The following is a 17,856-nucleotide window of genomic DNA, read 5'->3' on the forward strand; positions in this document are numbered from 1 at the left end:
GCGGGCCGGGGTTGCACAATCGCGGCCATGCGTTTCTTCAAGGATCTGAGCCTGTCGGCCTTCGTGGCCGGGTTCGTCGCGGTGCTGGTGGGGTTCACCAGTTCGGTGGCGATCGTGTTCCAGGCTGCGCAGGCCTTCGGCGCCACGCCGGAGCTGATTGCTTCATGGATGTGGGCGTTGGGCCTCGGCATGGGGCTGTCGTCGGCGTTGCCATCGCTGCTGTGGAAAAAGCCCGTGATGATCGCCTGGAGCACGCCGGGCGCGGCGGTGCTGGCGGTGGCCGGCGCCGGCTTCAGCATGAATGAGGCGGTCGGCGCCTTCATCGTGTGCGCGTTGCTCATCATCCTTTGCGGCGCGACCGGCTGGTTCGAGCGGTTGATGAACCGCATCCCGATGGAGATCGCCTCGGCCCTGCTGGCCGGGGTGCTCGCACGCTTCGGCCTGCAGGCTTTCCAGGCGGCGCAGACGGCGTTGCCGCTGGTGCTGCTGATGCTCGGCAGCTACCTGGTGGCGCGGCGCGTGCTGCCGCGCTACGCGGTGCCGATCACGCTGGCGGTGGCCATCGCTTTTGTCGCGGCGCGCGGCGAGATGGCCTGGCAGGCGGTGCACTTCGACCTGGCTCGGCCCGTGTTCACGATGCCGCAGTTCACCTGGCAGGCGGCGGTGAGCCTGGCACTGCCGCTCTTTGTGGTGACGATGGCGTCGCAGAACCTGCCGGGCGTGGCGGCCATCCGCGCTTCCGGCTACGACATGCCGGTGTCGCGGCTGATCAGCTTCTCTGGTTTCATGACGCTGGTGCTGGCACCGTTCGGCGCTTTCGCGCTCAACCTGAGTGCCATCACCGCGGCCATCTGCATGGGGCGCGAGGCGCACGAAGACCCTGCGCGGCGCTACACCGCGGCGGTGAGCTGCGGCGTGCTCTATGTGCTTATCGGCATCTTCGGCGCCGCAGTCGCCGGCTTGCTCACCGCGTTCCCAAAGGAACTGGTCGCGGCCATCGCCGGCCTCGCGCTGTTGGGCACGATCGGCAGCGGACTGGCCATGGCCGTGCGCGGTGAATCGCATCGCGAGGCCGCGCTCATCACCTTCCTGGTCACCCTTTCGGGCGTCACGCTGGCTGGCGTGGGCTCGGCCTTCTGGGGAGTCGTCGCGGGCGCTGCGGCGCTCGCCATCCAAAGCCTGGGCCGACGCGAAGGCGCAAAGGCCCAAGACAAGAACTCTGCATCCACCGGAAAGACATCGACGCCATGAACCTGCTTTTCGTCGCCGACCCGCTCGAGGTGTTCAAGACCTACAAGGACACCACCTTCTCGATGATGCGCGAGGCTCAGCGTCGCGGCCATCGCATCGCTGCCTGCGAGCCGAGCCAACTGCGCTGGCAGCGAGGCCGGCCGGTGACCGCCACGGTGCGCGAGATCGTGCTCACCGGCGAAGCGGACGACTGGTTCCGCACCGAGGCCACCACCGAGCGAGCCCTGAGCGAGTTCGACGCCGTGTTGATGCGCAAGGACCCGCCCTTCGACGCAGAGTACATCTATGCCACGCACCTGCTGGAACAGGCCGAGCGAGAGGGCGCGAAGGTGGTCAACAAGCCGCGTGCCCTGCGCGACCATCCGGAAAAGCTGGCGATCATGGAGTTCGCCGACCACACCACCCCCACGCTGGTGACGCGCGAGGCGCAGGCCGTGCGCGACTTCCATGCCGAGCATCAGGACATCATCCTCAAGCCACTGGACGGCATGGGCGGCATGGGCATCTTTCGCGTCAAGGCTGATGGGCTCAACCTGGGCTCCATCATCGAGACGCTGAACGACAACGGCGCGCAGACGATCATGGTGCAGCGCTTCGTGCCCGACATCGTCAAGGGCGACAAGCGGGTGCTGGTGATCGGCGGCAAGCCGGTGCCGTTCAGCCTGGCGCGCATTCCCCAAGGCAGCGAAGTGCGCGGCAACCTGGCGGCGGGCGGCAAGGGTGTGGCCCAGCCACTCACGCCGGAAGACCTCAAGATCGCCAAAGCCCTTGGCCCGGTGCTGGCGGCGCGCGGCTTGCTTCTGATCGGGCTGGACGTGATTGGCGGATCGCTGACCGAAATCAACGTTACCAGCCCGACCTGCTTCCAGGAAATCACCGATCAGACCGGCTTCGACGTGCCGGCGATGTTCATCGACGCGCTGGAGCACCTGCTGAAGACGGGCGAATGGCTGCTGCCCGCTGACTGAAAAGGGCGCGGCCGGGTGGCCGCATCCTATGGCGTCAGAACTCCATCGTCGCCGTGAGCGTGAAGGTGCGCGGGTTGCCCAGCACCAGGTAGCCGTTGTCCGGGTAGCCGCCCACCGATGCCCAGTAGTCGCGGTCGGCAATGTTCTCGACGCGGCCGCGCAGCGTGAGCAGTTTGCCGCCCACATCGGTCACGTAGCGCACACCGGCGTCGAAGCGTGCCCAGCCCGCAACGCGCAGATTGTTGGCTGCATCGGCATAGCTGCCGCCGCTGGCGACCATGCGGCCTTCCAGCGTGAGGCCAGTGACGCCGGCGACGTCCCACTCCACGCCCAGCGTGCCTTGCTGCTTGGGCACGCCGATCACGCGGTTGCCGTCCAGCGCCGGGTTGCCGGTCTCTTGTTGCTTGGCGTCCATGAAGGTCACGCCGCCGAGCACGCGCAAGCCGCGCACCGGCTCGCCATAGACGTTGAACTCCAGGCCTTGGTGACGGTCTTCGCCGCCGGCCACGTAGTCACGGTCGGCATTGACGAAGGCGCGCGGCTTGTCGATGGTGAAGTAGGCGGCGCTGGCGCCGATGCCGTTCGCCTCGTACTTGACGCCCACTTCCTTCTGCTTGGACACGTAGGGGGCAAGCATTTCGCCGGCATTGCGCACCGGCAGGTTGCTTGAAAGCGTGGGCGCCGTGTCGCCGGGCGTCAGCGCTTCCACGTAGTTGCCGTAGACGGACAGAGCGTTGGTCGCCCTCCACACCACGCCGGCCAGCGGACTGACGTGACTGTCTTCATACGGCAGCGACGGCGCGCCCGTGTTGTAGGCGTAGGTGCGGGAGTTCAGTTCCTGGTAGCGCGCGCCGAGCGTCAACAGCACGCTGTCGTTCATGAATCCCAGCGTGTCGCCGATCGCGTAGCTGGTGAGCTTGCTTTCCTGGTTGAGCGCCGGATTGTTCAGGTCGTTGCCGAAGATAGCGTCGGCGCTCCAGGGCCGGGACGATGTGAGGATCGGCTGATACAGGTTGGTGCTCAGCGTATTGAGGAAGTCGAAGCCGTAGGCGTTGTCGCGCTCGGACTTGAAGTACGAGTACGAACCCACGAGCTTGTGGGAGACGGAGCCGGTGTTGAACTTGCCGCGCACGCCCAGTTCGCCCGTCTTCACGTCGTCCCGGCCGGTGTTGTCGAAGCGGTAGGTGCTTGCGGCGCCGCTGGCGGCATCGCTCACCGTCAGGTTGGCCAGGGTGTTGGCCTCGAAGTTCTTGCGCATGCCCCCGGCGAACCAGCCGGTGACGTTGTCACTGAAGTCGACTTCGCCGCGAACGGTGCCGAAGGTGTCGCTTTCGTTCGAATAGCTCCAGGGTTGCGCCCAGTTGCTGGAAGCATCGGCGGGCGATGGCACCCCGGCAGTCGCCCCGGAAGTGGGCGGCGTGACGTTGGTGCGCGTCTGCTTCAGGCGATGGTCCTGGTAGCCGACGTCGGCCGACAGGCGCACGTTGCGGCTGCGCCAGTCCAGGCCGACGGAGGCGACGCTGAGCTCCACGTCTTCGTTGTCCACGCCCGTGCCGCCGTCGCGGCGGGCGGCGTTGACGCGGACACCCAGGCTCTGATCGGGCCCGAATCGGCGGCCGATGTCCACCGCGCCATAGAACTGCGACCCGCTGGAAGCGCCCAGCGTGATGGCGGTCAGCGGCTCGTTGCCGGCACGCTTGGGCAGGAGGTTGATGGCGCCGCCGATGGCATCGCCGTCGGGCGACGCGCCGTTGAGGAAGGCGCTCGGGCCGCGCAGCACTTCGACGCGCTCGAACAGTTCGGAGGAGATGTACTGGCGCGGCAGCAGGCTGTACAGGCCGTTGTACGCCACGTTGTCCGAGCTGAGGATGAAGCCTCGGATGAAGTAGCTTTCCTGGAAGTTGCCGAAGCCGCGCGCCACGCGCACCGACGGGTCGTTCTCCAGCACGTCGCCCACGCTCCTGGCTTGCTGGTTCTGAATCAACTCGTTGGTGAAACTGGTGACGGTGAACGGCGTGGACAGGTTGTCCTGCGTGCCGAGGATGCCGACGCGGCCCCCAGTGGCCACTTGCCCGCCCGCAAATGGCTTGGCCAGACCGGCGGCGGAGGCGTCTGCGCTGGCCTCGACGGTCATCGTGGGCAGCGCCGCCGGCGCCGGGGTGGTCGTCGGCGAGACGCCTTGGGCATTTGCCCAGACGGCCTGAACGAGTCCAAAGGCGACCAGGGAAACCCGCCGAAGCGGCACACGGTGTGAACGAGAAGACATGCAGCCACTCCCTGAATACAAATAGGAATGACTATTATTGGTGCTTTGGATGTGCCGCGCCACACCGTTGTACCCTGTTGAACGCCGATGGCGAGACTTGACGTGGATGGCGCGCCGTGTGTCTGGAATACACCACACAGAGACGGCCGAATGGGCGGGCCGCGGACGGCCAAAATCGGCGCCCGGTCCGTGGAGGTCCGTGGCTTTGACCTCAGTCGATCACGCGTCGGCCGTCCACGAACACCCGCAACTCACCCGGCGCGAATGTCGACCATTCCTCATTGGTCGTGAGCGGCGTGGTGACCACCACCGCCACCCTGTCTTGCGGCGTGGTGTGTTCGGCGAAATCCATCGACAGGTCTTCGTCGGCCAGCTGCGCGGTCGCGAAGGGGTGTTGGCGCTCCACGGAACAAAGATGGGTGGATGCATGCGCCCACAACGCCTGCCCGTTGCTGAGCATGAAGTTGAAGGTGCCATGCCTGGCCGCGCGCGGCGCCAGTTCCTTCAGGGTGAGCGTCAGTTCCGAGATGCTGGGCACATCCGCATGCGATTTGCTCAGTTCCTGCATCAGCCAGCAGAAGGCGTGTTCGCTGTCGGTATTTCCGACCGGATGGAAGCTGCCGTGCAGGCGCGGCCTGAAATCCTTGAGGTCGCCGTTGTGCGCGAAAACCCAGTAACGCCCCCACAGTTCCCGCACGAACGGATGGCAGTTCTGCAGGTTGACTTCGCCCTGCGTCGCCTTGCGGATGTGCGAGATCACGTTGCGGCTGCGGATCGGGTAGCGCCGGATCAGCTCAGCCACGGGCGATTCGCAGGCGGGGAGGTGGTCGACGAAATGGCGCAGCCCCCGGTCCTCGAAGAAGGCAATGCCCCAGCCATCGGAGTGATGGTCGGTACGTCCACCGCGCTGCGCAAAGCCCGTGAAGCTGAAGGTCACGTCGGTGGGCGTGTTGCAGTTCATTCCGAGAAGCTGGCACATGTCCGGATTACACAGCGTTTGGGGATGCAGCGGGTGCTCAGGCGTCGGGGGTGGCCGCACTCGCTGGCGCCGGCCTGGTTTCGCGCAACTGCCAGGCGGCCAGGATGGCCAGGGCGCAAATGCCGGCGAGCATGGCGAACACTTCATCGAAGGCGGCGAGGCGCGCCGCGCTCGTGGTCGGATTGGTCAGCGAATCGCCGTGAGCGGCAAGACGCCATTCCAGCACCACCGCGCACAGGCTCACGCCTGCCGCGCCGCCCAGCATGCGCAGGAAGTTGATCGAACTGGCGCCTTGCGGAATCAGTGGCTTGGCCAAAGGCCGCATCGAGCCGAGGTTGAGCGAGGGCAGGATGAAACCCAGTCCGATCCGCCCGATCACGGCGAACACCACCAGCAGCCATATGGCGCTGTCCAGCCGCAGCACCAGCATCAGCGCGAATGAAGCGGCCAGCAGCGCCAGGCCGATGCTCACCAGCGCCCAGGTCGGTTGCCGGTCGGCGAGCCGCCCGACGCCTGCGATGGTGACGGCCAGCACGATACCGGCCGGAAGCAGGATGCTGCCGACATACGAGGCCGACAGCTGCAACGCCACCTGCATGTACACCGGCAGAAGGTAGGTCGAGCCGAACAGTGCCGTGCCGTAGATGAACGCGACCACGCTGCCCATGGCGAACTGGCGATAGCCGAAGAGCGACAGGTTCATCAGCGGCGAGCCGCCTGCGGACGCCAGCTTGCGTTGCCAGGCGATGAACGCCACCAGCGAGGACAGTGCGCCCATCAGCAGCAGCGCGCTTTGCCACGGCACGCCAGCGCGCAATTCGACCAGGCCGTTGAGCAGGCACAGCGTGCCCAACGTCGCCAACAGGAGCCCGCCCCAGTCGAGCCGAGTGCTGCGCGTGGCCGCGATGCCGCCCGGCGCGGTGGTGGGCACGAATTTGTAGGCCAGCCACAACGAGGCCAGGCAGAAGGGCACGACCATGAAGAAGATCGAGCGCCAGCCGAACAGGTCGACCAGCACGCCACCGATGCTGGGGCCGATCGCCGGCGCAAGCACCACGCCCATGCCGAACAGGCCGCTGGCCCGGCCTTGCTCATGCGGCTCGAAGGCGCGCAGGATGATGATTGCCGGGATCGGTTGCACCACGCCGGCCGCCAACCCTTCGGCCACGCGAGCCAGCAGCACCAGCGAGAAGTTGGTCGCCATGCCGCCCACGATGCCGCCGCCAAGCAGCAGCACCATCGTGCCGACGTAGGTCTTGCGGTAGCCGAAGCGCCCCAGCATCCAGGGCGTGGTCAGCATCGACACCGTCATCGCCACCATGAAGCCCGAACTTACCCACTGCGCGCGGCCCTGGTCCAGCGCGAAATGATGGCTGAGGCCAGGAATGGCCACGTTGACGACGGTCGAGGACATGATGGACGCCATCGTCCCCACCATGACCGAAATGAGCAGATACCAGCGATAGCGCTCTCCATAGCGCTGGCGCAGGGCAGACATCGCCGGCGCGGCGGGGGGATTCGATTCGGGATTCATCAATGAGCAGACGGCGCCGTGATCAGGCAACGGCACACAAGGATATCGGCCTTTGCTCTGACAGTCTCGCGCCACCGGCGGCAGCACAATGTCCGCCATCATCAATTTGCCGAGGTAGGCCACATGCCCGAGGAAGTTTCGACCGCCGAGCGGCAACATGCAGAGGAGAGCATCGCTGCGCCCAGCATCAGCCGGGCGTACCTGTGTCAATGCGGCCGGCCTGTCTTCCTGCGCAACAGCCGCTGCCTGGCTTGCAGCACGCCGCTCGGCTTCGTGGTCGAGCGGCTCGGCGTCATGCCCCTGGCTCCCATCGAGTCCGACGATGCACAGGAAGAATTCACCGTCTTCGGCGAGCCCCAGGGACCCCGCCTGCGCCGTTGCGGCAATTTCGACAGCGCCATCGGCTGCAACTGGATGCGGCCGGCCTCCGCCGATGCAGACGAGGCCGAAGGCTTGCTGCCGGGGCTTTGCCTGGCTTGCAGCACGACACGCACGATTCCGGACCTTTCCGTGCCCGAGAACCCGGGTCGCTGGAACCTGCTTGAACAGGCCAAGCGCCGCCTGATGTCGCAACTGCTGGCCCTGGGCCTTCCGGTTCGAACCCGCATCGCCGATCCCGTGCATGGGTTGGCGTTCGACCTGCTTTCCGACCAGGCCCAGCAACGCGTGATGACCGGCCATTCCGAAGGTGTCATCACGCTCAACATCGCCGAGGCCGAAGACGCCGTGCGCGAGCAGGTCCGCGCGCAGATGCACGAACCGTATCGCACGCTGCTGGGCCACTTTCGCCACGAGATCGGCCACTACTACTGGGACGTGCTGGTCGCGCCGCAAGCGGATTGGCTGGACGGATTTCGCGCCGTGTTCGGCGACGAGCGCGCCGACTATGGCGCGGCTTTGCAGACGCACTATGCGAACGGGCCGCGCCCGGACTGGGTGACGCACTACGTCAGCAGCTATGCCGGCTCACACCCCTGGGAAGACTGGGCCGAGACCTGGGCCCACTACCTTCACATGGCCGACACGGTGGACACCGCGATCAGCTTCGGCGTGAACGCCGCCAGGGCCGAAATCGGTGCCGACGATCTTTTCCATGCCGAAGATCTATGGCAACCGCAGCATCCCGATGCCGCGAGCTTTCTCGAATTCCTGAACGCCTGGGTGCGCCTGACGCACGTGCTCAACGAGTTCTCGCGCAGCATGGGCCAGCCCGACACCTACCCCTTCGTGCTGCCGCATGCGGTGGTGCCCAAACTGCAGTTCATCCATGTGCTGATCGCCGACCAGCGCAAGGGGCCTGCGGCGACGCAGGCGCCTTCAGCCCAGGTCGAAGGCGGGTAGCTTTCTGTCGACTGCCACGTTGCGCAGCGTGGCGTAGACGGGCAGGCCGTGCCGATAGGCCGGGTAGTCCTCGCCCTCGATCAGCGGCAGCAGGTAGCGGCGGCATGCCTCGGTGATGCCCCAGCCGTCTTCGGAGATGAAATCGCGCGGCATCATCTTCTCGTGGTTGGCCACCTGGTCGAGCGGCGCGCTGCCGATCCGGTAGGCGTAGGGTGAATCGGAGATGCGCTCGATGGTGGGCATCTCCGCGTTGTGGCCCGCCAGTGCCATCTCGACGGCGCGTTGTCCGAGTTCGTAGGCCTGCCGGACGTCCGTGGCCGATGCGATATGCCGCGCCGAGCGCTGGAGATAGTCGGCCACTGCCCAGTGGTACTTGTGGCCAAGACCTTCCTTGATCATCTGCGCCACCACCGGCGCCGCGCCGCCCAGTTGCGCATGCCCGAAGGCATCGCGCGTGCCTTGCTCGGCCAGGAAGGTGCCGTCAGGGTGGTGCGCGCCCTCCGACACCACCACCGTGCAGTAGCCGTGTTGCTTGACCAGGGCATCGACCCGCGCGAGGAAGGCGGGCTGGTCGAAAGGAACCTCGGGAAACAGCACCACCACCGGAATGCCGTGGCTGGCGGCCAGGGCGCCCGCGGCCGCAATCCAGCCAGCGTGCCGGCCCATCACCTCGAGCACGAACACGCGGGTGGAGGTGGCGCACATCGAGCGCACGTCGAGCGAGGCCTCGAGCGTCGACACCGCCACGTACTTGGCAACCGAGCCGAATCCCGGGCAGCAATCGGTCAGCGGGAGGTCGTTGTCGATGGTCTTGGGCACGTGGATGGCCTGCAACGGGTAACCCAGCACGTCCGACAACTGGCTCACCTTGTGGCAGGTGTCGGCCGAGTCGCCGCCGCCGTTGTAGAAGAAGTAGCCGATGCCGTGCGCGCGAAAGACCTCAATCAGCCGCTCGTATTGGTGGCGGTTCTTTTCCAGCGATCCCAGCTTGTAGCGGCACGACCCGAAGGCGCCGGCCGGCGTGCTGCGCAAGGCGGCGATGGCCTCGGCACTTTCGTGGCTGGTATCGATCAGATCCTCGGCCAAGGCGCCGAGGATGCCGTTGCGCCCGGCGAACACAGTTCCGATGCGGTCGGGGTGTTCGCGCGCGGTCTGGATGACGCCGCAGGCCGACGCGTTGATCACCGAGGTGACCCCGCCGGATTGCGCATAGAAGGCGTTGGTCATCGTCATGAGGGCTGCTCCTGGGATGCAAGTTCGGATGTGGCCGGGACCAACGCGCCAGCCAATGCGCAGCGTGCGCAGATGCAGGCCTTGCCGCTGGCCTGAGGCGCTTGCCGCGCGACCTGTTCGATGAGGGCGGCGTCGATCGGCGTGCTCATGCACCAGCACGGGGGTTGCGCCTGCCCGGTGGCGCGTTCGACTTCGACCGCGCAGCGGTTGTCGCCACCGCACAGGGGGCAGCGGGTCGGGTCGACGTCGGCAGCGGCAGGCATGGCTCGCATTGTCATCCACTCGCCTGCGTCATGGGTGTCGGGCGGCCAAGCGTGTAAGGTCGCGCCATGCAATCACAGAAAGACCGGATGCTGGCCGGCGAGATGTATGACCCCAGCGATCCGGAAATCCAGGCCGACCAGGCAGCCTGCCATGCGTGGCTGGCGCGCTTCAACTCGTCGCTGGGCGACGGCGCGCAAAGATGGCGCGTGCTGCTGCAGGAGCGCCTGGGCGCCGTAGGTGCCTCGGCAGTGATCCGCCCGCCGTTCCACTGCGACTACGGCTACAACATCTTCCTGGGCGAAGGTGTCTTCCTGAACTTCAACTGCACGGTGCTGGACGTGGTGCCGGTGCGCATCGGGGACCGCACGCAGGTCGGCCCGGGCGTGCAGATCCTGAGCGCCGACCATCCCCGCAGCGCGCAGGAGCGAAGCATGGGACTGGAGTTCGGCCGGCCCGTGCTCATCGGCCGCGATGCCTGGATCGGGGCAGGGGCGCTCATCCTGCCCGGCGTCGTCATCGGCGACGGCGCGATCGTCGGGGCCGGCTGCGTGGTCACGCGCGACGTTCCCGCCGGCGCCACCGTGGTCGGCAATCCGGGGCGGGTCAGGCCTGCCTAGGTGCAGGCGGGCGTCAGGCCATCAGCCTGCGGCTGCGCGCGGCGACGATGCTTCGCGTCCGGCCTGGAGAAGACGGGTGCCGGCAGGGCCGCCGGCAGCGCGTGCCGAACCTCGATGTTCGAATCCTCGAAGGCCGACACCAGCACCCGGCGGTGGATGTCGCCTTCGAATTGCTCGCCGGCTTCCAGCACGAGATCGCGCGGATCGTCGTCGAGCGTGAGCCAGACACAACCGCTGCGGCAGGCGATGCTGACGCCGGCGATGTCCTGCACGGTGAACAGGGCGCGGCGCGGCAGGTCCACGCGGAAATGGGCAACAGGGTCGTCGTTCGACATGGCGTGCTCCTTCACATTCGACATGCGAATGAATATATTGGGCGGCCCACCTGTCTGGCACGACCATTTGGAACTCGTCACATGCGCCCAGAGAATGCAAGACCTTGGCGCGACCTGCCGCCGCTCGAACTGCTGCGCAGCTTCGAATCGGCGGCCCGGCTGCTCAGCTTCACGCGGGCGGCGGATGAGCTGAGCCTCACGCAGTCGGCCGTCAGCCGGCAGATCCAGCAGTTGGAGCAAAGCCTGGGCGTGCTGCTGTTCGAACGGCGCCACCGTGCCCTGGGGCTGACCGAATCCGGGCGCATCCTGCAGCGGGCCACGTCCGAATGCCTGGAGCGGCTGCGCGATGCCACCGCGCGCCTGCATGCTGCGCCGATGCTGCGCCAAGTGGCCATCACATGCACGCCGGGCTTCGCCTCGCTGTGGCTGATCCCGCGCCTTTCGCATTTCACCGGCAGCCACCCGGGCGTGGATGTGCGCATCTCCGCAACGCTGGAAGTCATCGACGACCTGGATCGTGCGCGGCTGGACCTGGCGGTTCGCTTCGTTTCGACCGCCATCGGCACCGGGCCGGCCCTGTTCGAGGAAACGGTCGTGCCGCTGTGCTCGCCGAGCGTGGCGCAGCGCGTGCGCGCGCCCTCCGACCTGGCCGAACAAACGCTGCTGACCATCGATTCGCCTGCCGGCAATCATGAGACGCCGACCATCGACTGGGAGCCTTGGCTGGAGATCATGGGCCTGACCGACCTGCGCATGAAGAGCACGCTGCGCTTTACCCACTACACCGATGCGGTGGCGGCTGCGGTGGCTGGTCAGGGGGTGGTGATTGGTCGCCTGCCGTTGCTGGGCGAATTGGTGCGCGACGGCCGCTTGGTCGCACCACTGGGCGCGGGCGCCGCTACGCAGCGCGGCCAATTCGTCGAGGTGTCGCGTCGCGGCGCCGCGAATGCCGATGCGCAGGACTTCATCCGCTGGTTGCGCACCGAGGCGGCATTGATGCCGAAGAGCTGAGGTTCGAAGGCGAGGCGGCCGGCGGATGCCTCAGGCGGACAGGGACAGGTCTTTGGGCAATTCGAAGTTCGTGTGACGCGTCAGGAACCGGATGTCGCAGTCGCCGATGGTGATGACGTCGCCGTGCCGCAACTCCACCTGCTTGATCAAGCGGCCGTTGACGAGCGTGCCGTTGCGGCTGCCCAGGTCGATGAGCCAGGTGGTCTGCCCTTCCACGCGGAGCTCCGCGTGATGGCGGCTGGCCCGCGGGTGGTCGATCTGGACATCGTTGTCCGCGTTGCGCCCGATCAATGTGCGGTCCCCTGAGAGTTCGATCTGTCTTGCAGAACTGTTCTTGCGCATCAGAAGAAGTCGGGCCATGGATCGTGCCTTGCGATCAGCAGGTGTTTGCAGGGATGCAAGGAGTGTAACCTAATGTGTTACATGCGTGTCATCCCATTTGATTAGGACTCCTCTGGGTGTTGGCAAATCCGAGACGCTTGCCCAAAGAAAAAGGGCGCCCTCGTCAGGCGCCCTTTTCATGCTTGGCGGCGGTTCAGCTGGCCTTGACCTTCAGGCGCCAGGCATGCAGCAAGGGCTCGGTGTAGCCGCTGGGTTGCTCGATGCCCTTGAACACGAGGTCCTGTGCAGCCTGGTAGGCAGCACTGGTCTTGAAGTTGCCCGCCATGTTCTTGTAGAGCGGATCGCCTGCGTTCTGCTTGTCCACCACGGCGGCCATGCGCTCGAACGTGGCGTTGACCTGCTCCTTCGTCACCACGCCGTGCAGCAGCCAGTTGGCAATGTGCTGGCTGGAGATGCGAAGCGTCGCGCGATCTTCCATCAGGCCCACGTCGTGGATGTCGGGCACCTTGGAGCAGCCCACACCCTGGTCGATCCAGCGCACGACGTAGCCCAGGATGCCCTGGACGTTGTTGTCCAGTTCCTGCTGCTTCTCGGCGTCGCTCCACTTGGCTTCGGGCGCGATCGGCACCTGCAGCAGGCCGCCGAGCAGGTTGTCGCGCTCGGCGTTGTCGTCGATCTTCTCGAGTTCCTTCTGCACGTCCGCAACGTTGACCTGGTGGTAGTGCAGCGCGTGCAATGTGGCGGCGGTCGGCGAGGGGACCCATGCGGTGTTGGCGCCGGCCTTGGGGTGGCCGATCTTCTGCTCGAGCATGGCGGCCATCAGATCAGGCATGGCCCACATGCCCTTGCCGATCTGCGCGCGGCCGCGCAGGCCGCAGCCCAGGCCGACGAGTACGTTGTTCTTCTCGTAGGCGGTGATCCAGGGCGTGGTCTTCATGTCGCCCTTGCGCAGCATCGGGCCGCCCTGCATGGCGGTGTGCATCTCGTCGCCGGTGCGGTCCAGGAAGCCGGTGTTGATGAAGGCCACGCGAGCTTCGGCCGCGGCGATGCAGGCCTTCAGGTTGACGCTGGTGCGGCGCTCCTCGTCCATGATGCCCAGCTTGACCGTGTTTTCGGGCAGGCCCAGCAGTTTCTCGACGCGCGCAAACAGCGCGGAGGCGAAGGCCACTTCCTGGGGGCCGTGCATCTTGGGCTTGACGATGTAGACGCTGCCGGTGCGCGAGTTGCGGATGCCGTTGGCGCCCTGGCCCTTCAGGTCGTAGGTGGCGATGGTCGTCGTGATGACGGCATCCATGATGCCTTCGGGAATTTCCTTGCCGCCGTCCCAGAGGATGGCGGGATTGGTCATCAGGTGGCCCACGTTGCGCACGAACATGAGCGAGCGGCCGTGCAGGGACACCGGCTTGCCGTCGGCGCCGGTATAGACGCGATCGGGATTGAGGCGGCGGGTGAAGGTGGAGCCGCCCTTGGCGACTTCCTCGGTCAAGGTGCCCAGCTGGATGCCCAGCCAGTTCGAATAGGCGACCACCTTGTCGGCCGCGTCGACCACAGCCACCGAGTCTTCCAGGTCGAGGATGGTCGACAGGGCGGCTTCGAGAACCACGTCGCTCACGCCGGCCGCATCGGTCTTGCCGATCGGCGTGCTGCGGTCGATCTGGATGTCGATGTGGATGCCGTTGTGCTTGAGCAGCACCGCGCTGGGCGCCGCCGCGTCACCTTGGAAGCCGATGAACTGAGCCGGGTCGGCCAGGCCAGTGGTGCCGCCGGGCATGGCGACGATCAGCTTGCCGCCGGTGACGCTGTAGCCCTGTGCATCCTTGTGCGAGCCCTGCGCCAGCGGTGCCGACTGGTCGAGAAACTGTCGGGCGAAGGCGATGACTTTGGCACCGCGCACCGGGTTGTAGCCCTTGCCCTTTTCGGCGCCGTCGGACTCGGGAATGGCATCGGTGCCGTAGAGCGCGTCGTAGAGCGAACCCCAGCGTGCGTTGGCGGCGTTGAGCGCGTAGCGCGCGTTCAGGATCGGGACCACCAGCTGGGGGCCGGCCTGCAGGGCCAGTTCGGCGTCGACGTTGGTCGTGCTGGCCTTGACGTTGGTCGGATGCGGCTGCAGGTAGCCGATCTTTTCCAGGAAAGCGCGGTAGCCCGGCATGTTCTTGATCGGGCCGGGGTTGGCCTTGTGCCAGGCATCGAGCTCGGATTGCAGGCGGTCGCGCTCGGCCAGCAACTGGGCGTTCTGGGGCGCGAACTCGTCGACGATGTCTGAAAAGCCTTTCCAGAAGACGTCGCTGGCAATGCCGGTGCCCGGCAGCACCTGGTCTTCGACGAAGCGGTACAACTCGGTGGCCACCTGAAGGCCGTGGGCTTGGGTGCGTTCGGTCATGTTTTCTGAACCTCTCTGGCTGAACGATTACTTGGGGAAGACGGGGCCTGCGGCGCCGCAAGAAGAGGGCCGACAAGCGTCAACCCTGTACTTTATTTGATACTTGGCAGAAGATTAATCTTCGCAAAATCCAATAATTGATGACGAAAATGAAGGTAATGCCCTACGAAGGCATCCGGGTGGTGGAATTCACCCACATGGTCATGGGCCCCACCTGCGGGCTTCTGTTGGGCGACCTGGGCGCCGAAGTCATCAAGGTCGAACCGCTGGAAGGCGACAGCACCCGGCGCCTGCTCGGCTCCGGATCGGGCTTCTTTCCCGCATTCAACCGCAACAAGAAGAGCATTGCACTGGACCTGAAGTCGGCGCAAGGCCGTGAAGTGGCGCTGCGTCTGGTGGCGAGCGCGGACATCGTCAGCGAAAACTTCAAGCCCGGCACGATGAAGAAGCTCGGCCTGGACTACGAGACCTTGCGTGCGCTCAACCCGCGGCTCATCTACGTCAGCCTCAAGGGCTTCCTGCCCGGCCCCTACGACCATCGAACCGCGCTGGATGAAGTGGTGCAGATGATGGGCGGGCTGGCCTACATGACCGGTCGCCCGGGCGACCCGCTGCGCGCGGGCAGCAGTGTCAACGACATCATGGGCGGCTTGTTCGGTGCCATCGGGGCCATGGCCGCGTTGCGCCAGCGTGACCAGACTGGCAAGGGCTGTGAGGTCCAGTCTGCCCTGTTCGAGAACAACGTCTTGCTGGTGGCCCAGCACATGATGCAGTTCGCGGCCACCGGCCAGCCGGCCGATCCGATGCCCGCCCGCATCTCGGCCTGGGGCATCTACGACGTGTTCACCGTTAAGAATGGCGAGCAGATCTTCCTTGCGGCCGTGAGCGATGGCCAATGGAAGACCTTTTGCCAGGCCATGGGCTGGTCCGAGTGGCGCGACGACCCGCGCCTGGCCACCAACAACGACCGCGTGCGTGCGCGTGAGTGGCTCATTCCGCTGCTGCGCGAGCGCCTGGCTGTCCACGAAGCAGCCGAACTGGCCACGCTCTTCGAACGTCACGAACTGCCATTTGCGCCCATCACCCGCCCGCAGGATCTGTTCGAAGATCCGCACCTGATCGCCACCGGCGGCCTGGCGCCGGTGCGCATGAACGACGGACACATGGCGCCGGTACCCCTATTGCCGTTCACGATGAACGGCGATCGCCCTGGCGTGCGCCTGCAGCCGCCAGCCATCGGGGAGCACACGGGCGATCTGCTGGGCCAACTGGGCTACACGCCTGACCAGATCGCGCGAATGCAAGACGCAGGCGTGGTACGCGCAGCGCAAGGCGCGCAGCCGTCTTCGACCGCGGAAGGGGCGCCATGAGCAGCGCGGGCAGCCGCACAGACCGCCTGCGCCAGCTGGAGACCTTCGTCGCGGTCGCCACGCGCGGCGGGCTCACGGCGGCCGCCAAGGTCGAGGGCGTGGCGCCGGCGGTCGTCGGTCGCCGGCTCGATGCGCTGGAGGAACGGCTGGGGGTGAAGCTGCTCATCCGCACGACGCGACGCGTCTCGCTCACCCACGAAGGCAGTGCCTTCCTCGAAGACTGCCAGCGCGTGCTGGTGGAGCTTGCCAATGCCGAGGCCAGCGTCAGCGCCGGCCGGGTCAAGGCGAGCGGCCATCTGCGCGTCACGGCACCTGCCGGCTTCGGACGCCGCCACGTGGCGCCCCTGGTGCCGCGCTTTCATGCGCTGCACCCCGAAGTCACCATCTCGCTGAATCTCAGCGACCGGGTGATCGACGTGGCCGGCGAGAACTTCGATTGCGCAGTGCGGGTGGGCGATCTGCCCGATTCCTCCCTCATCAGCATGCGGCTGGCCGACAACCGACGCCGCTGCGTCGCCACGCCGGAGTTTCTGCGGCAACATGGCCGGCCGCAGCATCCTTCGGATCTGGCGCGCTTCAACTGCCTGACCTTGTCCAGCGACGCTTCGCAGACGCGCGGATGGGCATTCCGAGTGCCGCGCGCCGCGCAGGGACGCGATCACGAACGCGGCCATGCGGACGCTCACCGTGACGACGCCGGTCAGCCGGGTGGCGACCACGAAGTCATCCACCTCAAGCCCACCGGGCCGCTGGACTGCTCCGACGGACAGGTGCTTCATGACTGGTGCCTGGCGGGCCTGGGCATCGCCTGGCGCAGCACCTGGGAAGTGGAAGCCGAAATCGATGCCGGCCTGTTGGTGCCTGTGCTCGACGAGTTCGCCGCGCCGCCCAACGGCATCTACGCCGTCTTTCCGCAGCGCAAGCACTTGCCGCTGCGCGTGCGCCTGTGGCTGGATTTCCTCAAGAGCGAGTATGGTCGGCCCGACTATTGGGGCGGCACAATCGCACCGGCTTCGCGCAGGGCGATGCCACCGGCCCCGTCCACCACGATCCACCGAAAGCGCGCCTGATGACCCTCGAAGCCATCCTTGCCTACGTTCACATCCTTGCCATCCTGACCATGGTGGTGTTCATTGCCAGCGAAGCCGCGCTGTGCCGCGTGGAGTGGATCAACAAGGCGGTGGTCGAGCGTCTGGCGAGGGTCGACATGGTCTACGGGATCGCCGCCGTCATGGTGCTTGCCACAGGCATCATCCGGACGGTCTGGGGCGTGAAGGGCTCTGCCTGGTATTGGACGAACCCGTTGCTGCACGTGAAGCTCACGCTGTTCGTCATCGTCGGCATCATCTCCATCTTCCCGACGCTCACTTACATGCGCTGGCGCAAGGCGGTGCGCGCCGGCGGTGCACTGCCGGCCGAGGCCGAGGTGCGCAAGACTCGCCGCCTGGTCATGATCCAGGCACATCTGATTGCGGTCATCCCGCTGTTCGCGGTCTTTCTCGCACGCGGCTTCGGCAAGTAGCCCGGGCCACGCCAGGAAAAACAAAAGGCCCGCATCTGCGGGCCTTGTTCGTTGTGCGCCCGCGTTTCGGGCGGCGGTCAGTGCATCAACCCTTGACCGCTTCCTGCTCGCACTTCTTCATGAAGCTCGACTTGGCGGCGCCGGCCAGCGCCTTGCCGTTCTTGTCGACGGCCTTGGCCGCGCAGGCCGCCGCCGCACCGTCCATCGCGTCCTTCTCGCACTTCTTGACGAAGCTGGACTTGGCTGCGCCGCTCAGGGGCTTGCCGTTCTTGTCGACCGCCTTGGCATCGCAGCTCTGTGCCTGCGCGGCACCGGCGAGGAGGCAGGTGCCCAGAACAACAAAGGAAAGGAGCTTTTTCATGATGACGTAGACCTTCGCAATGGTTGAACAGAAACGTTGCCCGAATGTCGGGCTGCCCATCCTAACGGTCGAAGGCGCCGGA

17 protein-coding genes are annotated in these 17,856 nt (G+C 66.2%); 8 read left to right on the forward strand and 9 right to left on the reverse strand.

Annotated features, from left to right (window positions below; genetic code table 11):
* Positions 1–27: 27 nt before the first annotated feature.
* A complete protein-coding gene (locus tag QTH91_RS10245) occupies positions 28–1,251 on the forward strand; it encodes a benzoate/H(+) symporter BenE family transporter (protein ID WP_286659975.1) in 1,224 nt (407 codons plus the stop codon).
* Complete coding sequence (gshB, locus tag QTH91_RS10250) at positions 1,248–2,219, forward strand: glutathione synthase (RefSeq protein ID WP_286659976.1); 972 nt, start codon at positions 1,248–1,250, stop codon at positions 2,217–2,219. The genes QTH91_RS10245 and gshB overlap by 4 nt, the downstream gene beginning before the upstream one ends.
* Before the next feature lie 34 nt (positions 2,220–2,253).
* Here the strand turns inward: gshB and QTH91_RS10255 are convergent, their stop codons facing one another.
* The 3 genes from QTH91_RS10255 to QTH91_RS10265 form a co-directional block, all read right to left on the reverse strand.
* Positions 2,254–4,485: a TonB-dependent receptor gene (locus QTH91_RS10255; protein WP_286659977.1), complete on the reverse strand. Its 2,232-nt coding sequence runs from the start codon at positions 4,483–4,485 to the stop codon at positions 2,254–2,256.
* 211 nt (positions 4,486–4,696) lie between these two features.
* Entirely contained in the window at positions 4,697–5,464 is a 768-nt protein-coding gene (locus QTH91_RS10260; RefSeq protein WP_286659978.1) for a class II glutamine amidotransferase, read from the reverse strand.
* Positions 5,465–5,501: 37 nt separating this feature from the next.
* On the reverse strand, positions 5,502–6,998 hold the full coding sequence (locus QTH91_RS10265) for an MFS transporter (protein ID WP_286659979.1): 1,497 nt from the start codon (positions 6,996–6,998) through the stop codon (positions 5,502–5,504).
* Between the two features lie 123 nt (positions 6,999–7,121).
* Here QTH91_RS10265 and QTH91_RS10270 point away from each other — a divergent pair, with 123 nt between their 5' ends.
* Positions 7,122–8,339 (forward strand): zinc-binding metallopeptidase family protein, encoded by a 1,218-nt coding sequence (locus tag QTH91_RS10270; protein ID WP_286659980.1) that lies wholly within the window; start codon positions 7,122–7,124, stop codon positions 8,337–8,339.
* Here QTH91_RS10270 and QTH91_RS10275 read toward each other — a convergent pair.
* Both QTH91_RS10275 and QTH91_RS10280 read right to left on the reverse strand, forming a co-directional pair.
* Positions 8,316–9,572 carry a 6-phosphofructokinase gene (locus tag QTH91_RS10275; protein WP_286659981.1) on the reverse strand — a complete coding sequence of 419 codons (1,257 nt, stop codon included), beginning with the start codon at positions 9,570–9,572 and terminating at the stop codon, positions 8,316–8,318. The two genes, QTH91_RS10270 and QTH91_RS10275, sit on opposite strands and share 24 nt — an antisense overlap.
* Positions 9,569–9,835: a cysteine-rich CWC family protein gene (locus QTH91_RS10280; RefSeq protein WP_286659982.1), complete on the reverse strand. Its 267-nt coding sequence runs from the start codon at positions 9,833–9,835 to the stop codon at positions 9,569–9,571. Before QTH91_RS10280 ends, QTH91_RS10275 begins: the two co-directional genes overlap by 4 nt.
* Positions 9,836–9,901: 66 nt before the next feature.
* On the opposite strand from QTH91_RS10280, the gene QTH91_RS10285 reads away from it, so the two are divergent.
* Complete coding sequence (locus QTH91_RS10285) at positions 9,902–10,453, forward strand: sugar O-acetyltransferase (RefSeq protein ID WP_286659983.1); 552 nt, start codon at positions 9,902–9,904, stop codon at positions 10,451–10,453.
* Here QTH91_RS10285 and QTH91_RS10290 read toward each other — a convergent pair.
* Entirely contained in the window at positions 10,450–10,788 is a 339-nt protein-coding gene (locus QTH91_RS10290) for a DUF2917 domain-containing protein (protein ID WP_286659984.1), read from the reverse strand. The genes QTH91_RS10285 and QTH91_RS10290 overlap by 4 nt on opposite strands.
* A gap of 81 nt (positions 10,789–10,869) precedes the next feature.
* On the opposite strand from QTH91_RS10290, the gene QTH91_RS10295 reads away from it, so the two are divergent.
* On the forward strand, positions 10,870–11,799 hold the full coding sequence (locus QTH91_RS10295; protein ID WP_286659985.1) for a LysR substrate-binding domain-containing protein: 930 nt from the start codon (positions 10,870–10,872) through the stop codon (positions 11,797–11,799).
* Between the two features lie 30 nt (positions 11,800–11,829).
* Here QTH91_RS10295 and QTH91_RS10300 read toward each other — a convergent pair whose 3' ends face one another.
* The gene (locus tag QTH91_RS10300; RefSeq protein ID WP_286659986.1) at positions 11,830–12,159 is read right to left on the reverse strand and encodes an FHA domain-containing protein; all 330 of its coding nucleotides are present in this window, start codon (positions 12,157–12,159) and stop codon (positions 11,830–11,832) included.
* Between the two features lie 175 nt (positions 12,160–12,334).
* Complete coding sequence (locus tag QTH91_RS10305) at positions 12,335–14,521, reverse strand: malate synthase G (protein ID WP_286659987.1); 2,187 nt, start codon at positions 14,519–14,521, stop codon at positions 12,335–12,337.
* 140 nt (positions 14,522–14,661) lie between these two features.
* Between QTH91_RS10305 and QTH91_RS10310 the strand changes: the two genes are divergently transcribed.
* Genes QTH91_RS10310 through QTH91_RS10320 form a run of 3 tightly spaced genes read left to right on the forward strand, consistent with a single transcriptional unit; the run spans position 14,662 to position 17,413 of the window.
* Positions 14,662–15,891: a CaiB/BaiF CoA transferase family protein gene (locus tag QTH91_RS10310; RefSeq protein WP_286659988.1), complete on the forward strand. Its 1,230-nt coding sequence runs from the start codon at positions 14,662–14,664 to the stop codon at positions 15,889–15,891.
* Positions 15,888–16,961: a LysR family transcriptional regulator gene (locus tag QTH91_RS10315; protein ID WP_286659989.1), complete on the forward strand. Its 1,074-nt coding sequence runs from the start codon at positions 15,888–15,890 to the stop codon at positions 16,959–16,961. The genes QTH91_RS10310 and QTH91_RS10315 overlap by 4 nt, the downstream gene beginning before the upstream one ends.
* On the forward strand, positions 16,961–17,413 hold the full coding sequence (locus QTH91_RS10320; RefSeq protein WP_286659990.1) for a DUF2214 family protein: 453 nt from the start codon (positions 16,961–16,963) through the stop codon (positions 17,411–17,413). The genes QTH91_RS10315 and QTH91_RS10320 overlap by 1 nt, the downstream gene beginning before the upstream one ends.
* An 85-nt stretch (positions 17,414–17,498) precedes the next feature.
* On the opposite strand, the gene QTH91_RS10325 is transcribed toward QTH91_RS10320, so the two are convergent.
* Positions 17,499–17,774: a hypothetical protein gene (locus QTH91_RS10325; RefSeq protein WP_286659991.1), complete on the reverse strand. Its 276-nt coding sequence runs from the start codon at positions 17,772–17,774 to the stop codon at positions 17,499–17,501.
* Positions 17,775–17,856: the final 82 nt, after the last annotated feature.

The organism is Variovorax dokdonensis, from assembly GCF_030316895.1.
Classification (GTDB): Bacteria; Pseudomonadota; Gammaproteobacteria; order Burkholderiales; family Burkholderiaceae_C; genus Variovorax; species Variovorax dokdonensis.

What these genes read in the sequence shown, in the direction of transcription:
- QTH91_RS10245 (WP_286659975.1), top strand. Translation starts at nt 28, where the DNA reads ATGCGTTTCTTCAAGGATCTGAGCCTGTCGGCCTTCGTGGCCGGGTTC.
- gshB (WP_286659976.1), top strand. Translation starts at nt 1,248, where the DNA reads ATGAACCTGCTTTTCGTCGCCGACCCGCTCGAGGTGTTCAAGACCTAC.
- QTH91_RS10255 (WP_286659977.1), bottom strand. Translation starts at nt 4,485, where the DNA reads ATGTCTTCTCGTTCACACCGTGTGCCGCTTCGGCGGGTTTCCCTGGTC.
- QTH91_RS10260 (WP_286659978.1), bottom strand. Translation starts at nt 5,464, where the DNA reads ATGTGCCAGCTTCTCGGAATGAACTGCAACACGCCCACCGACGTGACC.
- QTH91_RS10265 (WP_286659979.1), bottom strand. Translation starts at nt 6,998, where the DNA reads ATGAATCCCGAATCGAATCCCCCCGCCGCGCCGGCGATGTCTGCCCTG.
- QTH91_RS10270 (WP_286659980.1), top strand. Translation starts at nt 7,122, where the DNA reads ATGCCCGAGGAAGTTTCGACCGCCGAGCGGCAACATGCAGAGGAGAGC.
- QTH91_RS10275 (WP_286659981.1), bottom strand. Translation starts at nt 9,572, where the DNA reads ATGACGATGACCAACGCCTTCTATGCGCAATCCGGCGGGGTCACCTCG.
- QTH91_RS10280 (WP_286659982.1), bottom strand. Translation starts at nt 9,835, where the DNA reads ATGCCTGCCGCTGCCGACGTCGACCCGACCCGCTGCCCCCTGTGCGGT.
- QTH91_RS10285 (WP_286659983.1), top strand. Translation starts at nt 9,902, where the DNA reads ATGCAATCACAGAAAGACCGGATGCTGGCCGGCGAGATGTATGACCCC.
- QTH91_RS10290 (WP_286659984.1), bottom strand. Translation starts at nt 10,788, where the DNA reads ATGTCGAACGACGACCCTGTTGCCCATTTCCGCGTGGACCTGCCGCGC.
- QTH91_RS10295 (WP_286659985.1), top strand. Translation starts at nt 10,870, where the DNA reads ATGCGCCCAGAGAATGCAAGACCTTGGCGCGACCTGCCGCCGCTCGAA.
- QTH91_RS10300 (WP_286659986.1), bottom strand. Translation starts at nt 12,159, where the DNA reads ATGGCCCGACTTCTTCTGATGCGCAAGAACAGTTCTGCAAGACAGATC.
- QTH91_RS10305 (WP_286659987.1), bottom strand. Translation starts at nt 14,521, where the DNA reads ATGACCGAACGCACCCAAGCCCACGGCCTTCAGGTGGCCACCGAGTTG.
- QTH91_RS10310 (WP_286659988.1), top strand. Translation starts at nt 14,662, where the DNA reads ATGACGAAAATGAAGGTAATGCCCTACGAAGGCATCCGGGTGGTGGAA.
- QTH91_RS10315 (WP_286659989.1), top strand. Translation starts at nt 15,888, where the DNA reads ATGAGCAGCGCGGGCAGCCGCACAGACCGCCTGCGCCAGCTGGAGACC.
- QTH91_RS10320 (WP_286659990.1), top strand. Translation starts at nt 16,961, where the DNA reads ATGACCCTCGAAGCCATCCTTGCCTACGTTCACATCCTTGCCATCCTG.
- QTH91_RS10325 (WP_286659991.1), bottom strand. Translation starts at nt 17,774, where the DNA reads ATGAAAAAGCTCCTTTCCTTTGTTGTTCTGGGCACCTGCCTCCTCGCC.